We start from the raw sequence: 19429 nt of genomic DNA, 5'->3' as shown, positions 1-19429 counted from the left end.
CGGGGGCGTCGAGCCCGCACGCCCTGCGCGCAAGCCACGACCGCCGTGGTCGCTGCAGCGCGTGGAAGGCCTGAGACAGGCTCGGCGCGATAATCCTCGCCGTCAGTTCATCCCACTCGAAAACTCACCCACCATGAGCACCACCATCCGGTACCACGACCTCGTGGAATCCGTCGCAGCGTCCCTGCAGTACATCAGCTACTACCACCCCGCCGACTTCATCGCCCATCTGGCACGCGCCTACGAGCGCGAACAGAGCCCGGCGGCCCGGGATGCGATGGCGCAGATCCTCACCAACAGCAAGATGAGTGCCACGGGCCAGCGCCCCATCTGCCAGGACACCGGCATCGTCAACGTGTTCCTGAAGATCGGCATGGACGTGCGCTGGGAAGGCTTTCCCGCCGGCCAGGGCTTGGAAGACGCCGTCAACGAAGGCGTGCGCCGCGGCTACAACCACCCCGACAACATGTTGCGCGCCAGCGTGGTGGCCGATCCGCAGTTCCTGCGCAAGAACACCAAGGACAACACGCCCGCCGTCATCTTCACGCAGATTGTGCCGGGCAACACCGTGGACATCACCGTCGCGGCCAAGGGCGGCGGCAGCGAGAACAAGTCCAAGATGATCATGATGAACCCCAGCGACAACCTGGTGGACTGGGTGCTCAAGACCGTGCCCACCATGGGCGCCGGCTGGTGCCCGCCGGGCATGCTGGGCATCGGCATCGGCGGCACGGCGGAAAAGGCCGTGCTGCTGGCCAAGGAAAGCCTGATGGACGACCTGAACATGTACGAGCTGCAGGCCAAGTCCGCCCGCGGCGAGAAGCTCGATCAGGTCGAAGAGCTGCGCCTGGAACTGTTCGAGAAGGTGAACGCCCTGGGCATCGGCGCGCAGGGCCTGGGCGGCCTCACCACCGTGCTGGACATCAAGATCAAGATGTACCCCACGCACGCGGCCTCCAAGCCCGTGGCCATGATCCCCAACTGCGCCGCCACGCGCCACGCGCACTTCGTGCTCGACGGCTCCGGCCCGGTCTATCTGGACGCACCTTCGCTCGACCTCTGGCCCAAGATCGACTGGGCGCCCGACTACAACAAGTCCAAGCGCGTCGACCTGAACCAGCTCACCAAGGAAGAGGTCGCCAGCTGGAAGCCCGGCGACACCCTGCTGCTCAACGGCAAGATGCTCACCGGCCGCGACGCCGCGCACAAGCGCATCCAGGACATGCTGGCCAAGGGCGAGCAGCTGCCGGTGGACTTCACCAACCGCGTCATCTACTACGTCGGCCCGGTCGATCCGGTGCGCGATGAAGTCGTCGGCCCCGCCGGCCCGACCACCGCCACGCGCATGGACAAGTTCACCGACATGATGCTGGCGCAGACCGGCCTCATCGCCATGATCGGCAAGTCCGAGCGCGGCCCGGTCGCCATCGAAGCCATCAAGAACCACAAGAGCGCCTACCTGATGGCGGTGGGCGGCGCCGCCTACCTCGTCAGCAAGGCCATCAAGCAGGCCAAGGTCGTGGGCTTCGCGGACCTCGGCATGGAAGCCATCTACGAGTTCGACGTGGTGGACATGCCCGTCACCGTCGCCGTGGATGCCGGCGGCACCAGCGCCCACATCACCGGCCCGGCCGAATGGCAAAAGCGCATCGCCACCGGCGAGTTCAAGTCCATCGACGTCGTGGCAGCCTGAACGATCCCGGCCGCGCCTCACACGGGGCAGGCAGGCCCACGCAGGGGCCGTGCGCATCAAAGCGCACGCCCTCGCGGGCCCTGCACTACCATCCAGGGCTTGCGGCGCACACCCCAGTGCGTCGCAAGCCCTTTTTCCTTCCTCAGCCGTCCCCTCGCGCCATGACATCAGCCAGCCCGCAAAGCCCCATCGGCGTGTTCGACAGCGGCATTGGCGGCCTCAGCGTGCTGCGCGCGCTGCGTGCCGAACTGCCGCACGAGCGCTTCATCTATCTGGCCGATAGCGGCAATGCGCCCTACGGCGAGCGCGGCGATGCCTACGTGGCCGCGCGCACCCACGCCATCGCGCAGTATCTGCAGCAGACCCATGGCATCAAGGCCCTGGTCGTGGCCTGCAACACCGCGACGGCCGCGGCCATCCATGAAGTCCGCAGTCACTACCCGCAGCTGCCCTCCGTGGGACTGGAGCCGGCCCTCAAGCCCGCCGCAGCCCTGAGCCGCACCGGCCGCATCGGCGTGATCGCCACGCGGGGCACGCTGGCCAGCGCCAAGTTCGGGCGGCTGCTCGCCTCCCTCGGCGGTCAGGCCGAATTCGTGGTGCAACCCTGCGACGGACTGGCCTACGCCATCGAACGCAGCACCGAATCGACTGCAGACGGCACAGCGAGCGCTATGGAAGTCAGAGCGCTCTGCGCCCGTTACATAGGCGCCATGGGCCCTTTCGGTCCCGAAACCGGCGCCATCGACACGCTGGTGCTGGGCTGCACGCACTACGTCTTCGCGGAAGAGGTGCTGCGCGAACTGGTCGGCCCCGGCGTGCAGCTGGTGGATACCGGCCTGCCCGTCGCCCGCCACACGCGGCGACTGCTGGAAGCCGCGGGGCAGCTGGCGCCGTCGCCCGCCCCAAGCCCCCAGGTGCAATTGCTGACCACCGGCGAGATCGGCCCGCTGCAGGCCGCGGCCAGCCGCTGGCTGGGCCTGCCCGCCAGCTGCTGCGGCCGGGCCGACATGCCCCTGCCTCTCGCGGCCTGAAATTACTGGGGAAACCCGCTGCAGCGCCCGTCAATCAGGCGCAGTCAGCTATTAATTTAATAGCAAAACTCAGTCCAACCAGAGGCGCTGGCCGGAATGCTCGATGTGCGTGAGATACAGGCGCGTATCGAACTCGTACTGGTGGTAGCGCGGCTCCATGTGCTCGCAGAGCTGATAGAAGGCCTTGTCGTGCGACTTCTCGCGCAGGTGCGCCAGTTCATGCACCACGATCATCCGCAGGAACTCCTCGGGCGCCTGCTTGAACATCGACGCGATGCGGATCTCATGCCGCGCCGACAGCCGCCCACCCTGCACCCGGGCCGAAGCGGTGTGCAGCCCCAGCGCATGGTTCACCACGTGGATCTTGCTGTCGAACACCACCTTCTGCACCGTGTCGGCATTGCGCAGATGGCGCGCCTTCAGCTCCGCCGCGTACTGGTAGAGCGCCTTGTCGGTCCGCACCGCATGGCCCCGTGGATAGCGGCCCAGCAGCAGGTCTGCGAGGCCCGTGGGCGACTCTGCCAGGCGCTCGCGCACCTGGTCCAGCAGCGAAGCGGGATAGGCCCGCAGATACGGCAGATCGACAGAAGAAGCCATAGCCAGGAATCCACAGCGAGGAGCCGGCCCCATCACCCTGCCGGGCAGGGGCCAAACCCATCAGAAAAACGAAACCCCGGCCGGGCGCAATGCCTGGACCGGGGCTGGGAGCGGGCACCGGGCCTGGAAGCGGCCCCTGCCCAGCGCATGGACGGCCGCCCTGGGAGGCGGCTCAGCGAATCAATGCAGATGGCGCGGGCGGCGACCGCCGCCACTGCCACTATGCCCACCATTGCCCGGGCCGCCGCTGCCGCGGGGAGGCTTGCCGATCTCCAGCGAATTCACCAGCGCATCGAAGCGCTGCGAGAACAGCTTGTCGATCTCCGCCACGACGCCGCCCAGTTCGGAGCCGTCGAAATGGCGCTCCATCAGGTTGATCGCATCCTGCACCAGCAGGTCACGCTGCACCTGCATGATGGCCGCTGGCGTGGGGCCCACGAAGAGCATCAGAAAGTCGTCGCGCGCTTCCGTGCCGTCGTCTTCCTCTTCCTCGTCGAAATCGGTGTCGTAGAAGGTGACTTCAAGGGCCGCGCCCTGCTCGGCCAGCTCGTTGAGGCTCATGCACATCTCGTCCAGCGACTGGCGGAAGTCCTCGTCGCCACGCACCGTCCAGCAGATCTGCAGCAGGTGGTCCTTGGCATCGAACTGAATGCCGGGCTCCTCTTCGTAGGCACTGGCAGCACCATCGGCCAGCGACCGCGCACCCGCATATTTCCACAGCGGCTTGAGCGCTTCCTGCAGCTGCTCGAACACCGTATCGGACCTCAGCTGCACCTGGCCGTGGACATGGATTTCAAAGGGAGCGTTGTAACTTGACATGATCGAATCGTAATGGTGCCCCGAGCCGGGGTCGAACCGGCACGCCCCTTTTCAGGAAGCGGCGGATTTTAAGTCCGCAGTGTCTACCAATTTCACCATCGGGGCGCCGGCCGCAGGGCATGAAGCCACGCATCTGGAACACCGGGCGATCCAGCGCCGTACCGAACGCATGGCGCACGCCGGCAATCTGAAGGTTCGATGCCGACGGCCAATAAAAAAGGGAAGCCGAAGCTTCCCTTGCAATACTGGAGCGGGAAAAGAGTCTCGAACTCTCGACCTCAACCTTGGCAAGGTTGCGCTCTACCAACTGAGCTATTCCCGCATTTCTCACCTCAGTGAATTAGCATCACTGCAGCAAGACTGTAATCATAACACCTTTTCCAAGCTCCTGGCACTCAAGATCAAAAATCTCTTGCTGCCATGCACTCGAAGGTGGTGGAGGCGCGGTCCGGAGTCGAACCGGACTAACCGGATTTGCAATCCGGGGCATAACCGCTTTGCTACCGCGCCAAACCGTCTTCTTTGGCAAAAAGGGGAAGCACAAGCTTCCCCTTTTTGGAAATTGGAGCGGGAAACGAGACTTGCACTAGGCGCGTAAGTCGTTGTTTCCCGAACAGTTTCTTCGCCGAGGTGCTCAGCGAGGACCTCAATTGTAGCCTTGTTTTTGGTCCCCGGCAACAAGATCGTCCAAAGACTTCCACTGACGGCCATAGACCCGTACTCAGCGCACCGGACCCACACCCAGCACTGCGTCGTCCGCGACAGTCTCGAACTGGTCGCCTACGCCTTGCCCTCTGCTTCCGCACACCATCAACACGATGACGACCGAGCCGATGCTCTTGGCGCCGGCCTATCGCGGATGCCGTCTAGGACCGTCTAGGACCCACACGCGCCGCGCATTGCCGGTCTGCTCAAGTTGCGCCGAAAGAACGCACACCCTAGCCGTGGCAAGCCGGCGCACGATTCTTTGTCGATATATCAGGATGCTCGGGCAAGCATGACAGGCGTGGATTCACTACGTCCGGCTGGACGTTGGACAGCGATTGCCATCCCCCTCGTGCCCGGTGAAACCGCTGGCATATCACGTCATACCTAGACGGTTTTGCAGGGACCGTAACTTCTTACGACCCTGATAGCGTGAGCGTAGCTGTCGAGTCTGCTTTCCGACGCTCGACCATCTAGCGATCGATGAATTTTTGCACATCGAGCACACGACGGCTACCAGTAGCGCGAACTGGTGAGAAGTACTCAAGCCCCATGACGAAGCGGGCATCGGAACTCGCTTCCTGCACAGGTAACAGGCCGACCATGAGGTCGGCGGCAAAGGAGTCGGCCATGTAGTTCTTCTCCTGGAAGGAGACCGAGCATGCACGAGAACAAGAATGATGCACCCACATCAAAGGTGTTCTACCGCCCGATCGAAGCGTCCATCCGCTGGGCTGGGCTGCTGCGATATGAGCAAGTGATCCTGGCCTCGGTTTCGTCGCCAAGGAATCTTCCGCAATCGCTGGACTGCCCGCGCTGGGGCGAACTGCGGCTGTACACCGATCGCATCTACGACGGCATCCTCAATGGGGAACTGCCCTTCGGGCAGAACGGCATCACCGCACGCGACATCGCGCTGATCGAATCCCCTGACCTGACGGTTCGTCACGTGGATCTGAAGCGTTGGATGCGCCAGCACTACCCCGAGCAGCGGCCCGGCTTTCTCTTCTGCCGCAGCGAACGCATCGCCCATCCCTTCATCTCGCTGGAGACCGGCCAAGCCATGCTCGTCGAGCGCTTGGCCCTCAAATCCGCCCTGGAGCAGTGCAAGCGTCAACTGCGCGAGTTGCAGGACCAGCACGACGCGCTGCTCAAGCAGTCCACGGTGATTCCTGCATGCGCCCAGTGCCCGATCAGCGACCGTGCCGAGGCCACGTACCTGCACATCATCGGCACGATGCTGGAACTGATGCTCGGCCAATCCCCGTCGGGCACACCGTACTCCAGCTTCAACAGCCAGGAATCCATCGCTACCGCGATGATCGCGCATCACGGCGAACTCATGGGCATTACGGATCGCACGCTGCAAGCCAAATTTGCGCAAGCCCGACGCAAGCTACGGGCCGCCGTTTCTTGATGTTTGCAAGCCCGTATCTGCGGTCGCGGAAACCGCATTTACGGTGGTCTGGGACAGAAGCCGACATTTGAATAGGTGTCACGCCAACAAACGCCACTGAGCGTTCAGGAGTGACCGCCATGTCGCAAGCACCTGTACTGCCGCCCAACGAGCGCCGCATCCTGCGCCTGGAAGAAGTCGAAGCGAAGTCCGGCTTCAAGCGCGCCCACCTCTACAACCTGATGCGCGCCGGCAAGTTTCCCAAAGCGTTGCGCCTGGGCGTGCGCGCCGTCGGCTGGGACTCCATCGAAATCGACCAGTGGATCGCCGAGCGCGTCAACAGCCGGGCCTGACCCGTTCTCCCGCGGACTTCCCATCCTCACACGGAGAACGCCATGCAGGTTGTATCCATTGTCTCGACCAAAGGGGGCGTCGGTAAAACGACCACGGCCGCCAACCTTGGCGGGCTCGCCGCCGACGCGGGGCTGCGCGTGCTGCTGCTCGATCTCGACGTGCAGCCCACCTTGTCCTCGTACTACGAGTTGGCCCACCGCGCGCCCGGCGGCATCTATGAATTGCTGGCCTTCAATGAGCGCGACCTCGGCCAGCTCGTGTCCCGCACGATCATCACAGGCCTGGACCTGGTGCTGTCCAACGACCACCGGGGCGAGCTGAACACCTTGTTGCTGCATGCGCCGGACGGACGCCTGCGACTACGGCACCTGCTGCCGGCACTGACTCCCCTCTACGACCTGGTGCTGATCGACACCCAGGGCGCACGCTCGGTGACGCTGGAGATGGCGGTGCTCGCCTCCGATCTCGCGTTGTCGCCCGTGACCCCGGAAATCCTCGCCGCCCGCGAACTGCGGCGCGGCACCATGCAGTTGCTGGAGGACATCGCCCCGTACCGGCACCTGGGCATCGAGCCGCCGCCGCTGCACCTGCTCATCAACCGGGTCCACCCGGTGTCGGCGAACGCCCGGCTGATCCAGCAGGCCCTGCGCGAGCTGTTCCAGCACCACACCGGCATCCGCGTGCTGGCCACCGACGTGCCGGCCATCGAAGCCTATCCGCGCGCCGCGACGCGCGGCCTGCCGGTGCATCGGGTCGAGTACCGCCAGCCACCGGGCAGAGTCGCCCCCGCCGCGCTCGACACCATGCGCGGCCTCGCTGGCGAACTGTTCCCGCAATGGCAGCACCGATTTGCCACGGTGTCCGGCCGCCCGCCATTTCCTCTTGATACCGGGAGGCCCCATGGCGAACGCACATGAACTGGCCCGAGGCCACAAGCGGCTACGCGCCCTGATCGAGTTCGCCGTCGGCGAGGGCTGGCACGTCAAGCGCACGCCAGGCGGCCACCTCAAATTCACCAAGGCCGGCTGCGCCGCGATCTACACCAGTTCGACCGCCAGCGACCACCGGGCGGCCCTCAATGCCCGGGCGCAGATCCGCCGCGCCGAGCGCGAGGCCCGATCCCCAGCGCAGGGAGGCCGCCATGGTTGAGATGACCTCCCAGCAGATGGCCGGCAAGCTGCTCGCGGCCGGGTTCGAGCGCAGCGGCCCATCCACCTCGGCCTTGAGCGACCCGATCGCCGACACGCCCATGGTCGTGACCCTGGACCAGTTGCGTCCCTACGACCACGACCCCAGGAAGAAGCGCAATCCGGCCTACGAGGACATCAAGGCGTCCATCCGCGAGCGCGGCCTTGATGCGGCGCCGGCGATCACCCGACGCCCGGGCGAGGGCCACTACATCATCCGCAACGGCGGCAACACACGCCTGGCGATCCTGCGCGAACTGTGGTCGGAGACCAAGGACGAGCGGTTCTTCCGCATATCGTGCCTGTTCCGGCCCTGGCCCAGCCGCGGCGAAGTCGTGATGCTGACCGGCCACCTGGCCGAGAACGAATTGCGTGGGGGCCTGACGTTCATCGAGCGCGCCCTCGGCGTCGAGAAGGCGCGCGAGTTCTACGAGCAGGAAAGCGGCGCCGCCCTGAGCCAATCCGAGCTGGCCCGCCGTCTCGCCGCTGATGGCTTCCCGGTCCAGCAGTCGCACATCAGCCGGATGAACGACGCGGTGCGCTACCTCCTGCCGGCGATCCCGACCGTGCTCTACGGCGGGCTCGGCCGCCACCAGGTCGAACGCCTGTCGGTCATGCGCAAGGCCTGCATGCTCGCGTGGGAGCGCTACGCCAAGGGCCGCACGCTGGTACAGGACTTCGACGACTTCTTTCAGGAGGTGCTGTCGCAGTTCGACACGCAGGCCGACGAGTTCGTCCCCCAGCGCGTGCAGGACGAGCTGATCGGCCAGATGTCCGAGCTGCTCGGCATCGACTACGACGTGCTGGCGCTCGACCTCACGGAATCCGAAAGCCGCCATCGCGCCCTGGTCAGCGATCCGACCCCGCCATCGGCACCGCCCGCACTTCCTGAGCCTGGCACCGTGGCCCGCCCGCCCGCCGCGCCGGCCCCATCGGCCCCGACGCCGGCGGCCATACCTGGGTCGCGCGAGCGCAAGGACAGCTCAGGGACGGACGGCTCGCCCGCAGGAAGCCCCGTGGCGGCTCCTGGTGATCTGCTGCAGGGGCACATCGTTTCGCCCGCACCTACGACGGAGCGGCTGCAATCCATTCAGCGGATGGTCGCCGACGAGCTGGGGGATGCGCTGCCCGATTTCTCGGCCAACGTCTTGCAGTCCATTCCTGTCCAGGCAGGCGGTCTCTACCCGATTTCCGACGTCTGGCACATCGACGCGGGCCTGGACACGCCCGATCGCCTGCGCATCCACATCGCGCAGTTCGCACGCGAGATCGCGGGTGAGGCAGGCCTTAATCAGTGCATCGAGGACCGCGCGGACGGCGTGGGCTTCGCATGCCATGCCAGCGCGCAGCCCCCATCACCCCAGGGCCGCGGCGTGCTGGCATTGCTGGCGAGCCTGGCAGGCCAGAGCTTCACCGATGCCGATCTGGACGGCGGGCAGCTTGCCGCCGAGCTGCCGGCGCTGCTGCACGGCCAAGGTGATGCGACACGCCGCTTGAGCGACACCGCGCTGGTCAAGCTGTTCCGATTGCTGCGCCTGGCCCGGCGCCTGCTGGACCTGGAATCCGGCGTCGCAGGCCCTGGGGCATGAAGGAAGGAGACCCGCATGTCCGCCCCGCACCCGCTCAATCAAGCCGTCATCGCCCAGGCGCTCTACGACCTGCGCAACGGCCAACTGCGCCGCTGCAAGGCGATGGGCTTCAGCGAGGCCGAGCTGGATGCGCTCAAGCATCCCGCCATGGTGAGCGTGCTGGCCAACGCCAATGTCTCGTGGTGTTCCGTGTCCGTGAACCGCGAGGTGCTCCGGCGTCTGCTCTCGCAGGCGCAGGACGTGGAGAAGGAAATCGCGACCGTCGATCGCATGTTGCGCCTGGGGGCCAGCACGGAGATGGTCAGCCGCTTCTATGGCCTGACCCATCAGGAAGTCGCCCTGCGCCGTGAGGTGCTGGGCCTGCCCAAGCGAAAGGGGCGTCACCCTGTCCTGGACGAGAAGCAGGACGTCGAACTGTGGCGGCGCTGGAAAGCGCTCACCAGCAGCAGGAATGTGGACTTGGAGGACGAGACCTCGATTCTCGACGCGGCCATGGACCTCGCCGAAGGCATGGATTTGCCGCTGTCGGTGGTCTGGGCCGCGATCAAGTCGTGGGTCGATCAGGGACTGGGTTGAGCCATGGCCGTGGACGACACCGCACCACGCCATGGCCCCGTCGCACTCGCTGACCTGTTCGACGCGGCGCTGAAAGACCTTGCGCCCAGGCCCAGCCCGCCCACGCCCACGCGCATGCCTATATCTGCGCCGTCACCTGCGACACCGGCTGCGTCCGGCGATGCGTTCCTCTTCAGCGGCAACCGGCATGAGACTGTACCGCGGCGGCTGTTCCTCGACCGCCGCCTGACGCCGCTGGAGCGCAACGCCTGGCAGGTGTTCCGGCTGATGCTCAACGACGACGGCGTGACCGCATTCCCCACCTATGAGCAGTTGCGGCCCTGGCTGGCCTCGATGCCCTGCGCCGGGCAGGCCTCGCACGAAACCGTGGCGCGAGCCCTGACGCTGCTGCGGCTGACCCGATGGCTGAGCCTGGTGCGGCGACGGCGCGACGCCAAGACCGGCCGCATTCTCGGCAATCTCTATGTCCTGCACGACGAGCCGCTGACCCCCTTTGAAGCGATGCAGCTCGACCCGGACTACCTGCAGCTCGTCAGCCAGGCGCTCGGCCATTCGGCCAAAGCCGTGCAGATCGTGGGCCTGCACACCCTCAAGGAAATCGGCGAAGACCCGATGCTGGCCGGGCGCACCCTGCCGTCGAGGCTGCAAGTCCTGGCCGAGCGCCTCGCCAGCCAGGGCGTCGGGGCGCACGAAAGTTATCCACAGGAGGATGCCGCACACGAATCCGAAGAAGGGCCGACGAGCCTTCTTCGGAATTCCGATGACCCCACTTCGGAATCCGAAGCAGGGTCGAAACCCGCGCCAGACGCCTCTCTTCGGAATCCGAAGCAGGCCCGTACAGTACGTAGTAGTCGTATCAATGAAGTACGTACTACCGCGCAGGCACAGGCGCAGGCGCGCGCGCTGGGCGACCTGCAATGGCCCAAACGCTTCGCGGAACTGAAGGCAGAGCAGCAAACAGGTGCGCGGGTGGCATTGCAGCAGGTCGATGCCGCGCTGAGGCAGGCCGTGCTGGACGAATGGGCCGCACGATGCAGCAGCCACGGCATCCGCAATCCTGCGGGGTATCTGTTCGGCATCATCCAGCGGGCCATCCATGGCGAGTTCAACGCCTGGGCCAAGAAAGACGCGCCATCGGCACACGCTCCGCCGAATGAGCGGCCACCACCAGCACCGCCACCATCCCAGCCGCAGGGCAAGCCGGTGCCGCCAGAAGTCGCCAGGCAGCACATCGAGCGGCTGCGCAACCTGCTCGCCAGCAAGTGAGCGGGCCTGCAAGGCGGTGAAGTGGATGCCAGTGGCTTCCCGTAGAGCTATCCCCAGGGGATAGTTCCACTGACGGCTACACGTCGAACCGCAGCACGCCAGGCCCCGATCGCCTGCGGCGGGATCGGCCCTGTCCGCGCTTGATCCGGGCGCGCAGCGTTCCTTGGCGCTCCATGGAACCATCCCCTGGGGATAGTTCCACTGACAGCTACGACGTCGAACCGCTGCACGCCAGGCCTCGATCGCCCGCCGTGGGATCGGCCCTGTCCACGCTGATCCAGGTGTGCAGCGTTCCTTGGCGCTCCATGGCGCTATCCCCTGGGGATAGCTCGCGCCGCATGCGCCCGCCGCGTGAACCGGGGACTGGCGGGTTTCGGTTTGTTGACTGACTGCCTTCCGCCACCTGCCGAAGCTGTCCGCTCTTTTCCAACAACGAGCGGACACCATGGCAACCACCAACGAACCCCTGCAACTGAATCTCGGCTCCCTGCGCAGCGCGATGTCGCTGACGCTGCACACGCACCACGCCTCGCGCATTTGGCACGGCCGCGCCGCCGCCGAGGGGCGACCGGGCATCGTCGGCCTGAACGGCTACATCGCCCAGATGAACAAGATGCGGCGCGGCTCGGAGCAGGACGACCCGTACAGCGACTTCTGGATGCTGCGCATCGAGGACAAGCTCGACCAGACGAAGGCCACGCTGCAATCGCTGCGCGAGCAGGTGGACCAGGCCCTGGCGAGCGTGCCGCCGGCACTCACCCTGGGCGAGAACCTCAACGTGCAGCCCGTCAAGCTGCCGCTGTTCGTCAATGCGCAGTTGGGCTTTGCCGCGGTGTATCTGCTGGCCGACTACGACGACATCGCCCGCAAGCTGATCCTCGCGCACCACACCGCGCTGATCGATCGCTCGACGCTCGAACGCTGGCTCAACGAAGGCGCCCATGCACTGCGCAGTCTTTTCAGCCTGGCGCAGCAGTACCGCTACTCGGGCTGCACCCGCGACGACTTCGCCGCCAAGAATGCCGCAGCACGGGCGGCGCTGGAGAAATTCGGCGAGTTGCCGCAGGACGTGCTGGAAGGCACGCGCCGCTCGAAGTTCGCGCCGCCGATCGTGCGCCGTGGCCTGCAGCAGCGCGGTGACGGTCCTGCCGCAGCCGCATTGCCCAGCGACGAGGCCACCACCACCGAGGCACCCGAGACTACCGCGGACGAGGACGCGCAGGCATGAGCGACCCGAACCGCGACACCCGCTACTTCCGCCCGCTGCAACAGACCGCCTTCATGCGGCTGGAACACGCAGGCTCTCTAAAGGGCCTTTTGAAGCCCTTTAAAGGTAAAGGGGACTTGGAGGTCTGGGCCAGCCAGTGCTTCGCCATGCGCGACGAGTTGATTGGCTTGGCGCAGCGACAGGTGCTGCCACAGGCGGTCGGGCATCCCTTCCACCTGCTGCCCATCGAGTTGGCCCAGCAGACCACTGGCGCAGGCACGGTGTTTTTGCGCTGGCGCAAGCACGACCGCTCGGCCATGGGCGTCGCCTTGTGGCAGGAGCTGATGGCGAGTACCAGCACGCCGGTCAACCTGCTGGTCGACCTGCACGCCATCGAGCTTCAGCGCATCACGCTGAACATGCAGATCAGCTTGTTGCACACCTTGGGCCGGCAGGCGCAGGAGTGCGCCAGCAAGGCCGCCGAGGCGGAAGACGCCTACCTGCGCCGGCTCAAGTCCATGCCATCCGCCATGCGTGATCGGTGATCGCGCCACGCACCCCAGCACGCGCCCGCCGCCAACCAGGTGCGGGTTTTTCAACCACCACGGAGATTGCAACATGAGCACGCACTTTTCTGGCGAGGGCAACATCGGTTCGCCCCCCGAGTACCGGGAGTTCCCCAACGGCAACGACGAGCCCAGCCGCCTTCTGCGCCTGAACGTCTATTTCGACAACCCCATTCCCAAGAAGGATGGCAGCTTCGAGGATCGCGGCGGCTTCTGGGCGCCGGTGGAAATCTGGCACCGCGACGCCGCGCACTGGAAGGACCTCTACCAGAAGGGCATGCGCGTGCTGGTCGTCGGCCGCATGGAGCGCGAACCCTGGACGGACAACGAGGATCAGCCGCGCGAGACCTGGCAGATCAACGCGCGCAGTGTCGGCATCCTGCCGTTCCGCATCGAGTCCGTGACCCTCAGCCCCAGGCAGCAGGAGACCACGCAGGACACGCAGCCGAATCCCCAGGCCGCCCAGGAACCGGCCGCGCCGAAGGAGCCGAAGCGCAGGAAGTGACCCGGCATGGGGCGGCGGCAGTCGTCCGTCGCCCCACGCCCTCGCGAGCTATCCCCAGGGGATAGCTCCATCAACGTCCACCGGCTTCCACGCGCTCCCGAAAACCGCGGCTCCCGAACCGCACCCTCCCGGCCGCACGCCACTCCCGTCCCCGCCATTCCATCCCGTGAAAGTGGTCGCCGCCGTGTGCGGCTTGTTTGCTGCTGCCCCTGGTGGTGCTCGGCATCCTCGATTCCAGCAACTCAATGAACCACGGAATTCGGATGGACGGACATGCGGCTGTTCTTGTGCGAGAAGCCCTCCCAGGGCAAAGACATTGGCCGAATTCTCGGCGCGACACAGCGCGGTGAAGGCTGTCTCAGCGGCTCCGGCGTCACCGTCACCTGGTGCATCGGCCATCTCGTAGAAGCGGCAGCTCCCGAGGTCTATGACGCGGCGCTCAAACGCTGGTCGCTGGAGCAGTTGCCCATCGTTCCCCAGCAGTGGCGGGTCGATGTCAAACCGAAGACCGCCACGCAGTTCAAGGTCGTCAAGGCGCTTCTGGCCAAGGCGACCCATCTGGTCATCGCCACCGATGCCGACCGCGAGGGCGAGCTGATCGCCCGCGAGATCATCGACCTGTGCGGCTACTGCGGCCCCATCGAGCGGTTATGGCTGTCGGCGCTCAACGATGCGTCGATCCGCACCGCGCTCGGCAAGCTGCGGCCCTCATCCGACACGCTGCCGATGTACTACTCGGCACTGGCGCGCTCACGCGCCGACTGGCTCGTGGGCATGAACCTCAGCCGGTTGTTCACGGTGCTCGGGCGCCAGGCCGGCTACGACGGCGTGCTGTCCGTCGGTCGCGTCCAGACGCCGACCTTGAAGCTCGTCGTGGACCGCGACCGCGAGATCGCGGCCTTCCAGTCGGTGCCGTTCTGGGCCATCGACGCGTCCCTTTCCGCAGGTGGACAGACTTTCAGCGCGCAGTGGGTTCCGCCCGATGGCTGCACCGACGACGCCGGCCGCTGCCTGCAGCAGCCTATCGCCCAGCAGGCCGCGCAGCAGATCCGCGCTGCAGGCAGCGCCCAGGTCGTATTGGTCGAGACCGAGCGCGTGCGCGAAGGTCCGCCGCTGCTGTTCGACCTGGGAACGCTTCAGGAGGTTTGTTCCAAGCAGCTTGGGCTGGACGTGCAGGAGACCCTGGAGATCGCCCAGGCCCTGTACGAGACGCACAAGGCCACGACGTATCCACGCTCCGATTCGGGCTACCTGCCCGAAAGCATGTTCGCGGAAGTGCCGACTGTCCTGGACAGCCTGCTCAAGACCGACCCCTCGCTGCATCCCATCATGGGCCAGCTCGACCGCTCCCAGCGCTCACGCGCCTGGAACGACGGCAAGGTCACGGCGCACCACGGCATCATCCCGACGCTCGAACCCGCGAACCTCTCTGCGATGAGCGAGAAGGAACTGGCGGTGTACCGGCTGATCCGCGCGCATTACCTCGCGCAGTTCCTCCCTCACCACGAGTTCGACCGCACCGTTGCCGAGCTTTCCTGCGGCCAGCAGAAGCTGGCGGCCACCGGAAAGCAGGTGGTCGTCAGAGGCTGGCGTCTGGTGCTGGCCGAGCCGCAAGCGGACGAGGATGGAGAAGCCACGGCGCGCAGCCAGGTGCTCCCTGCGCTGCGCGAGGGCATGGCGTGCCAGGTGGCCGAAGCCGAGATCAAGGCGCTCAAGACGATGCCGCCCAAGCCCTACACGCAGGGCGAACTGGTCAAGTCGATGAAAGGCGTGGCGCGCTTCGTGACCGACCCGCGCCTGAAACAGAAGTTGAAGGACACGACGGGCATCGGCACCGAAGCCACGCGCGCAAACATCATCACCGGCCTGCTGACGCGGGGCTATCTCGTGAAGAAGGGCCGTTCCATCCGTGCTTCGGATACGGCGTTCACACTGATCGACGCCGTGCCTGCGGCGATTGCTGACCCCGGAACTACCGCCGTGTGGGAGCAGGCGCTCGACATGATCGAAGCTGGACAGCTCACTCTGGACGTGTTCATCGGCAAGCAAGCCGCCTGGATTTCGCAGCTGATCGCGCAGTACGGCAGTACTTCGCTGTCCATCAAGATTCCCTCCGGGCCCGCTTGCCCGCAGTGCGGCGCACCCACGCGCCAGCGCACCGGCAAGACCGGCCCGTTCTGGTCGTGCAGTCGCTACCCCGACTGCAAAGGCACGCTGCCGGTCGAATCCGGTGCGTCCAAGCGTGGTGCCTCGCGCCCCCCAAGCAGGAACAGCAGCGGCCGCAAAGGCTCCTGACCAACCCCGTTCCCCGAGAGCCGTGCCCGCCATCGGCGGCGTGGCCCGTGTCCCGCACGCCCTGCGGGACGCCCAGCGCGCAACGCCTTCTCTTGTCCGTGTGCGCGTCCCGCCCAGCCGTTCCCGGCTGCGGGGCCTGAAGGTAGCTTCTCCGCGAACCGCCACCCGCGCGTTCTGCTGATCTGCATTTCTTCCGCCTCTGCGAAGGGTCCCCCGATGGCTTGCCAAGTAGCGCGAGCCACCCGGAGACCCTTCGTGGTCAGCGGTATTCGACGCCGTGCCCAACGGCGAAAAACTGGGCTCCTTTTGTGCGCGGATGTGCGCCAGAAGATGCCGGCGCCAACCACGATATGCGCCGGGTGTGATTGCTGACAGCAGACGGTTCTAGCGACGACCGGGCCTGCCAATCAGCCCACGGGTGGTTCTGTCCTCCCGAGCCGAAGGCCGCAGGGCCTTCGGCGCCTTTCTCCTGCCAATCAACGTCCCGGCCCGGCCACACGGTCCAGGGCCACACGAACAGGAGACCCGACTATGAACCCGCAACCTCGCACCTCACGCGGTGCGCCCCAGGCCGCGCCACTGCTGTACGGCAGCGTGTGCAGCGGCATCGAGGCCGTGAGCCTCGCCTGGCAACCCCTCGGCCTCGAAGCCGCGTGGTTCGCCGAAATCGAGCCGTTCACGAGCGCCGTGCTCGCCCACCGTTACCCCCGCGTGCCCAACCTGGGCGGCATGACCGCGATCGCCCGCCAGGTGCGCGCCGGCACCGTGCCGGCGCCCGACGTCCTGGTCGGCGGCATGCCGTGCCAGTCCGTGCATGACATGGCTGGGCCAGCGCCTGGTGCAGTACCTGAACAAGACGGGCTCGACCGCTTCGGATTGATCGGCGACGCAGCCTGCGGGCCGCGCCATTCTCCCTCCTGCATTGCCGATGTATCGGCAACAGCCCGCAGCCAGGGTGTCAAGGCTGCCGCGGGTTCGACCCGCGCCACCCGCCAGTTCGCCCCGGCATCTCACCGGCGAACGCTGCCCACCGGGGCATCGATGCCTCTTTTCTCCAACCCACGGGATGGCCGCCACGTCCCGCCAGGGGCATGTCGCCACCCGGTTGATTTCAGGACTTCCCATGGAAAACATCACTAAGCAAGACCGCATCACGCTGAAAGACCTCAGAGTGTCCGACTTCGCCAGCGACGAAACGCTGTGCTTCACCGCCATTGTCGTGTTCGACGGCACTCCCATTGCCGAGGCCCACAACGGCGGGAACGGCGGTTCGACATTCCTGCGTGCGCTCGATGGCAAGAAGGCGCTTCTGGCTCAGGCCGAAGCCTTCGCCAAGGGTCTGCCGCCTGCTCCGCTCGACCTCGGCCAGGAGGGCGAAGACCCTCACTACATCGACATGACGCTCGACTTCCTGGTCGATGAACTGGCCGAAGCCATGCACGGGGAACGCAAGTTGCGAGCCGCGTTCAAGCGCGACATCGGCAACAGGGTGCTGTTCATCAAGGACGGCAAACTTCTGTTCATCAAGGGCATCAAGCTCAAGGCCATCGCGGACCGCAAGGCGTACTTCGCTTCGCTGCGCGCTCGGCAGACCCAGCCCATCATCATCCTTGCCGAGCTTCCGCCCGAGCAGGCAATTGACCTGTGGAAGAAGCATATCCTGGGCGACACGCCCGACTGACCCAGGACCGACGCACCTTCCTGACAGCCCCGCACTCGATGCGGGGCTTCTTTTTTCTGCGCGCATCAATCGGGGCTGGCCCGGATGCCGTTTTCTAACTGACGCGGCGCGGGCCGCGCACGAAGCTGCCCGCATGTTCGCTGATTCGTCAGCACATGCCAGCAGCCAGGGTTCCAGGCTGCCGCGGGTCTCTCCCGCGTTGCCCACCAGTCCGCATCGCATCAGGTCTGCGGACGCGCGTCCCCGTGACGTCGATGCTTTTTATCAACCGCGTGCGGGAGCTGCCATCCCGTGAGGGACGAGGCCCCGCTTTTCCAAGGAGCCCGTCCATGTCCCAACAAGCCTCTTTCGGCCAATTGGCCTCGACCTACTGCGGCAAGTTCCTGCCGCTCGAAGTCCTGCAAAGCGCCGCCGGTCACTACATCGGCACGCGCGATACCGAAGGCCCCGTTTCGCGGGAATCCCGCGAGTACTTCCGCAGCTACGCCGCGGCTCAACGTGCCCTCGAAAGAGGCGGCTGGTCCCAGCTCGCCGTTCCTTGATCCAACTGGAGGAATCACGTCATGAACCAGCTACTGCCTCGGGAAGTCGTCGATCAGATCATGCGGGAAGAGCAGCATTTCGCTGCCGCGCCCCAAGCCTTTTTCGAGGCCTGGAAGCGCGGTGTCGAGATCGCTGGCCCCGAGTGGTTCGGCGACGGCACCCGTGAAGGTCTGAACCAGGCCAAGAGCAAGTGGGATCTGCGGCCCAACATGCTGCGGCTCAACGACGCCCTCGGCGTCCTGAGCAGCGGAGAACGCATGTTCCTGTCCGCCATGGTCAGCTTCTACAACGCGCGCGAGGGCGGTGCCATGCTCAAGCGCTGCCACTTCCACGGGCTGTCGGATTTCGACGGTCTCGACCTGCAACGCCGCAGGGTCATCGCCGACCTGCTGGTGAACTACAACGGTTGGTGAGCCGGTCTCCGGCACACCACCGCGTCTTCGTTCACTCCCCATGAGGGACATGCGCCCACGAGGCCATGTCCCTCAATTTATTTCCCGTCGTCCAGCGCATTGCTGACGCCGCCGTGGTCAGCGTTGTCTGACGCATCTTCCACTTTCAACCCACCGGGTCCAGTTCCCGGTGGCGGGAATTGGCTCCATTATTCAATCTGGAGAGTTCCCATGTCTCAGAAACCTAATCCCTTTCTTCGCGGCTACTGGAATCTGAAAATCATCCGCACGCTGTGCATCAGCTACGAGGACGGAAGCCCGCATGTCTGGCGCAACATCCACGCGAGCCAGCAACACCTCTCCGACGAGGAACTGGTTTCATCGTCCTGCATCGTCGCCAGCGATTTCGCCGTGGTCAGCAATGGCCGCGAAGCCGTGAGCGCCGAGGTACTGGCCGAATGCGATGCCGGTGAAGGCGTCAGCGGCGAAGGTGTGATCGGTGCCGTGGTCTATGCCATCCATGGCGAGGACTTCGACGGCCGCCCAGTCCACGTCGGTGACGCCTATTCGGCCGAGGCCGCGCGGGAAGTGATGCAGCGCCTGAGTTTCGAGACCGGCTATTACAGCCGATGCTGGGAGATCAGCCGTGAGCACATCACGGTCGATACCTGGCACTACCTCGCCAACCTGGCGGACCTCGCCACGCCGGAGGCCATGCTGTTCATCGCCTTCCGGGTGCCGTACAGCCCGGCGATCGGCGTCAAGCTGATTTCCACGCCCTGGACGGACCAGAACCTGGAGCACGCCGAAGGCATCACCGCGGAGCAGCTTCGACAGGAGCATCGGAACAAGGGCATGCCGGACGACCTGGCGAACATCCTTGACCTGGCTGGCCAGGCCGATGTGCGCATCCTGATCCTCGACGCCGACGCACCTGCGCTGCTGGGCCTGCCGCTGGCTGAGTCCTAGCAGCCGCACGACGCGCCAATCTTCCTCTTTGTCCCCCATGCCAGCCCGTCTCCCAAGG

General features: G+C 65.7%; 21 protein-coding genes and 3 tRNA genes. 18 read left to right on the top strand and 6 right to left on the bottom strand.

The window, feature by feature from the left end; all coding sequences use genetic code 11:
- The first annotated feature begins 133 nt into the window (after window positions 1-133).
- Together AC3A84_RS04500 and murI are read left to right on the top strand one after the other, a co-directional pair.
- On the top strand, window positions 134-1693 hold the full coding sequence (locus tag AC3A84_RS04500; protein WP_487968451.1) for a fumarate hydratase: 1560 nt from the start codon (window positions 134-136) through the stop codon (window positions 1691-1693).
- Between the two features lie 161 nt (window positions 1694-1854).
- The gene (gene murI, locus AC3A84_RS04495; RefSeq protein WP_487968450.1) at window positions 1855-2724 is read left to right on the top strand and encodes a glutamate racemase; all 870 of its coding nucleotides are present in this window, start codon (window positions 1855-1857) and stop codon (window positions 2722-2724) included.
- A gap of 69 nt (window positions 2725-2793) precedes the next feature.
- On the opposite strand, the gene AC3A84_RS04490 is transcribed toward murI, so the two are convergent.
- From AC3A84_RS04490 to AC3A84_RS04465, 6 genes are all read right to left on the bottom strand, one after another.
- Window positions 2794-3321 (bottom strand): M48 metallopeptidase family protein, encoded by a 528-nt coding sequence (locus tag AC3A84_RS04490; RefSeq protein ID WP_487968449.1) that lies wholly within the window; start codon window positions 3319-3321, stop codon window positions 2794-2796.
- Between the two features lie 180 nt (window positions 3322-3501).
- Window positions 3502-4140, bottom strand: a complete 639-nt coding sequence (locus tag AC3A84_RS04485) for a DUF6806 family protein (RefSeq protein WP_487968448.1) — start codon at window positions 4138-4140, stop codon at window positions 3502-3504.
- Window positions 4141-4153: 13 nt separating this feature from the next.
- A tRNA-Leu gene (locus AC3A84_RS04480) sits at window positions 4154-4245 on the bottom strand.
- Between the two features lie 141 nt (window positions 4246-4386).
- A tRNA-Gly gene (locus AC3A84_RS04475) sits at window positions 4387-4462 on the bottom strand.
- A 114-nt stretch (window positions 4463-4576) separates the two neighbouring features.
- Window positions 4577-4650 (bottom strand) — tRNA-Cys (locus tag AC3A84_RS04470).
- Window positions 4651-5318: 668 nt separating this feature from the next.
- On the bottom strand, window positions 5319-5477 hold the full coding sequence (locus tag AC3A84_RS04465; protein ID WP_023095533.1) for a hypothetical protein: 159 nt from the start codon (window positions 5475-5477) through the stop codon (window positions 5319-5321).
- 29 nt (window positions 5478-5506) lie between these two features.
- Between AC3A84_RS04465 and AC3A84_RS04460 the strand changes: the two genes are divergently transcribed.
- From AC3A84_RS04460 to AC3A84_RS04385, 16 genes are all read left to right on the top strand, one after another.
- Entirely contained in the window at window positions 5507-6262 is a 756-nt protein-coding gene (locus tag AC3A84_RS04460; protein WP_023095532.1) for a hypothetical protein, read from the top strand.
- A 119-nt stretch (window positions 6263-6381) separates the two neighbouring features.
- The gene (locus AC3A84_RS04455) at window positions 6382-6594 is read left to right on the top strand and encodes an AlpA family transcriptional regulator (RefSeq protein ID WP_023095531.1); all 213 of its coding nucleotides are present in this window, start codon (window positions 6382-6384) and stop codon (window positions 6592-6594) included.
- 42 nt (window positions 6595-6636) lie between these two features.
- Complete coding sequence (locus AC3A84_RS04450; protein WP_023095530.1) at window positions 6637-7512, top strand: ParA family protein; 876 nt, start codon at window positions 6637-6639, stop codon at window positions 7510-7512.
- On the top strand, window positions 7496-7744 hold the full coding sequence (locus tag AC3A84_RS04445) for a hypothetical protein (protein ID WP_023095529.1): 249 nt from the start codon (window positions 7496-7498) through the stop codon (window positions 7742-7744). Before AC3A84_RS04450 ends, AC3A84_RS04445 begins: the two co-directional genes overlap by 17 nt.
- Window positions 7737-9371, top strand: a complete 1635-nt coding sequence (locus AC3A84_RS04440; protein ID WP_023095528.1) for a ParB family protein — start codon at window positions 7737-7739, stop codon at window positions 9369-9371. The genes AC3A84_RS04445 and AC3A84_RS04440 overlap by 8 nt, the downstream gene beginning before the upstream one ends.
- Window positions 9372-9386: 15 nt before the next feature.
- On the top strand, window positions 9387-9947 hold the full coding sequence (locus tag AC3A84_RS04435) for a DUF2857 domain-containing protein (RefSeq protein ID WP_023095527.1): 561 nt from the start codon (window positions 9387-9389) through the stop codon (window positions 9945-9947).
- Window positions 9948-9950: 3 nt separating this feature from the next.
- Window positions 9951-11213: an STY4528 family pathogenicity island replication protein gene (locus AC3A84_RS04430; protein WP_023095526.1), complete on the top strand. Its 1263-nt coding sequence runs from the start codon at window positions 9951-9953 to the stop codon at window positions 11211-11213.
- 445 nt (window positions 11214-11658) lie between these two features.
- Window positions 11659-12441: a PFL_4669 family integrating conjugative element protein gene (locus tag AC3A84_RS04425; protein WP_023095525.1), complete on the top strand. Its 783-nt coding sequence runs from the start codon at window positions 11659-11661 to the stop codon at window positions 12439-12441.
- Window positions 12438-12965: a DUF3158 family protein gene (locus AC3A84_RS04420; protein ID WP_023095524.1), complete on the top strand. Its 528-nt coding sequence runs from the start codon at window positions 12438-12440 to the stop codon at window positions 12963-12965. Before AC3A84_RS04425 ends, AC3A84_RS04420 begins: the two co-directional genes overlap by 4 nt.
- Before the next feature lie 73 nt (window positions 12966-13038).
- Window positions 13039-13491, top strand: a complete 453-nt coding sequence (locus AC3A84_RS04415; RefSeq protein ID WP_023095523.1) for a single-stranded DNA-binding protein — start codon at window positions 13039-13041, stop codon at window positions 13489-13491.
- Between the two features lie 273 nt (window positions 13492-13764).
- The gene (locus tag AC3A84_RS04410; protein ID WP_023095522.1) at window positions 13765-15786 is read left to right on the top strand and encodes a DNA topoisomerase III; all 2022 of its coding nucleotides are present in this window, start codon (window positions 13765-13767) and stop codon (window positions 15784-15786) included.
- A 531-nt stretch (window positions 15787-16317) separates the two neighbouring features.
- The gene (locus AC3A84_RS04405; RefSeq protein ID WP_023095521.1) at window positions 16318-16926 is read left to right on the top strand and encodes a DNA cytosine methyltransferase; all 609 of its coding nucleotides are present in this window, start codon (window positions 16318-16320) and stop codon (window positions 16924-16926) included.
- Complete coding sequence (locus tag AC3A84_RS04400) at window positions 16910-17467, top strand: hypothetical protein (RefSeq protein ID WP_023095520.1); 558 nt, start codon at window positions 16910-16912, stop codon at window positions 17465-17467. The genes AC3A84_RS04405 and AC3A84_RS04400 overlap by 17 nt, the downstream gene beginning before the upstream one ends.
- A 329-nt stretch (window positions 17468-17796) precedes the next feature.
- The gene (locus AC3A84_RS04395; RefSeq protein WP_023095519.1) at window positions 17797-18009 is read left to right on the top strand and encodes a hypothetical protein; all 213 of its coding nucleotides are present in this window, start codon (window positions 17797-17799) and stop codon (window positions 18007-18009) included.
- 21 nt (window positions 18010-18030) lie between these two features.
- On the top strand, window positions 18031-18423 hold the full coding sequence (locus AC3A84_RS04390; RefSeq protein ID WP_023095518.1) for a hypothetical protein: 393 nt from the start codon (window positions 18031-18033) through the stop codon (window positions 18421-18423).
- Between the two features lie 210 nt (window positions 18424-18633).
- Window positions 18634-19371: a DUF5983 family protein gene (locus tag AC3A84_RS04385; protein WP_023095517.1), complete on the top strand. Its 738-nt coding sequence runs from the start codon at window positions 18634-18636 to the stop codon at window positions 19369-19371.
- Window positions 19372-19429 lie beyond the last annotated feature (58 nt).

The sequence above is a fragment of the Paracidovorax sp. genome, assembly GCF_057642795.1.
This window is presented reverse-complemented; position numbering and strand designations above follow the sequence as displayed.

Bases quoted from the DNA above. Each gene is read 5' to 3' on its own strand.
- AC3A84_RS04500 (WP_487968451.1), top strand. From the start codon at position 134: ATGAGCACCACCATCCGGTACCACGACCTCGTGGAATCCGTCGCAGCG.
- murI (WP_487968450.1), top strand. From the start codon at position 1,855: ATGACATCAGCCAGCCCGCAAAGCCCCATCGGCGTGTTCGACAGCGGC.
- AC3A84_RS04490 (WP_487968449.1), bottom strand. From the start codon at position 3,321: ATGGCTTCTTCTGTCGATCTGCCGTATCTGCGGGCCTATCCCGCTTCG.
- AC3A84_RS04485 (WP_487968448.1), bottom strand. From the start codon at position 4,140: ATGTCAAGTTACAACGCTCCCTTTGAAATCCATGTCCACGGCCAGGTG.
- AC3A84_RS04465 (WP_023095533.1), bottom strand. From the start codon at position 5,477: ATGGCCGACTCCTTTGCCGCCGACCTCATGGTCGGCCTGTTACCTGTG.
- AC3A84_RS04460 (WP_023095532.1), top strand. From the start codon at position 5,507: ATGCACGAGAACAAGAATGATGCACCCACATCAAAGGTGTTCTACCGC.
- AC3A84_RS04455 (WP_023095531.1), top strand. From the start codon at position 6,382: ATGTCGCAAGCACCTGTACTGCCGCCCAACGAGCGCCGCATCCTGCGC.
- AC3A84_RS04450 (WP_023095530.1), top strand. From the start codon at position 6,637: ATGCAGGTTGTATCCATTGTCTCGACCAAAGGGGGCGTCGGTAAAACG.
- AC3A84_RS04445 (WP_023095529.1), top strand. From the start codon at position 7,496: ATGGCGAACGCACATGAACTGGCCCGAGGCCACAAGCGGCTACGCGCC.
- AC3A84_RS04440 (WP_023095528.1), top strand. From the start codon at position 7,737: ATGGTTGAGATGACCTCCCAGCAGATGGCCGGCAAGCTGCTCGCGGCC.
- AC3A84_RS04435 (WP_023095527.1), top strand. From the start codon at position 9,387: ATGTCCGCCCCGCACCCGCTCAATCAAGCCGTCATCGCCCAGGCGCTC.
- AC3A84_RS04430 (WP_023095526.1), top strand. From the start codon at position 9,951: ATGGCCGTGGACGACACCGCACCACGCCATGGCCCCGTCGCACTCGCT.
- AC3A84_RS04425 (WP_023095525.1), top strand. From the start codon at position 11,659: ATGGCAACCACCAACGAACCCCTGCAACTGAATCTCGGCTCCCTGCGC.
- AC3A84_RS04420 (WP_023095524.1), top strand. From the start codon at position 12,438: ATGAGCGACCCGAACCGCGACACCCGCTACTTCCGCCCGCTGCAACAG.
- AC3A84_RS04415 (WP_023095523.1), top strand. From the start codon at position 13,039: ATGAGCACGCACTTTTCTGGCGAGGGCAACATCGGTTCGCCCCCCGAG.
- AC3A84_RS04410 (WP_023095522.1), top strand. From the start codon at position 13,765: ATGCGGCTGTTCTTGTGCGAGAAGCCCTCCCAGGGCAAAGACATTGGC.
- AC3A84_RS04405 (WP_023095521.1), top strand. From the start codon at position 16,318: ATGAACCCGCAACCTCGCACCTCACGCGGTGCGCCCCAGGCCGCGCCA.
- AC3A84_RS04400 (WP_023095520.1), top strand. From the start codon at position 16,910: ATGGAAAACATCACTAAGCAAGACCGCATCACGCTGAAAGACCTCAGA.
- AC3A84_RS04395 (WP_023095519.1), top strand. From the start codon at position 17,797: ATGTCCCAACAAGCCTCTTTCGGCCAATTGGCCTCGACCTACTGCGGC.
- AC3A84_RS04390 (WP_023095518.1), top strand. From the start codon at position 18,031: ATGAACCAGCTACTGCCTCGGGAAGTCGTCGATCAGATCATGCGGGAA.
- AC3A84_RS04385 (WP_023095517.1), top strand. From the start codon at position 18,634: ATGTCTCAGAAACCTAATCCCTTTCTTCGCGGCTACTGGAATCTGAAA.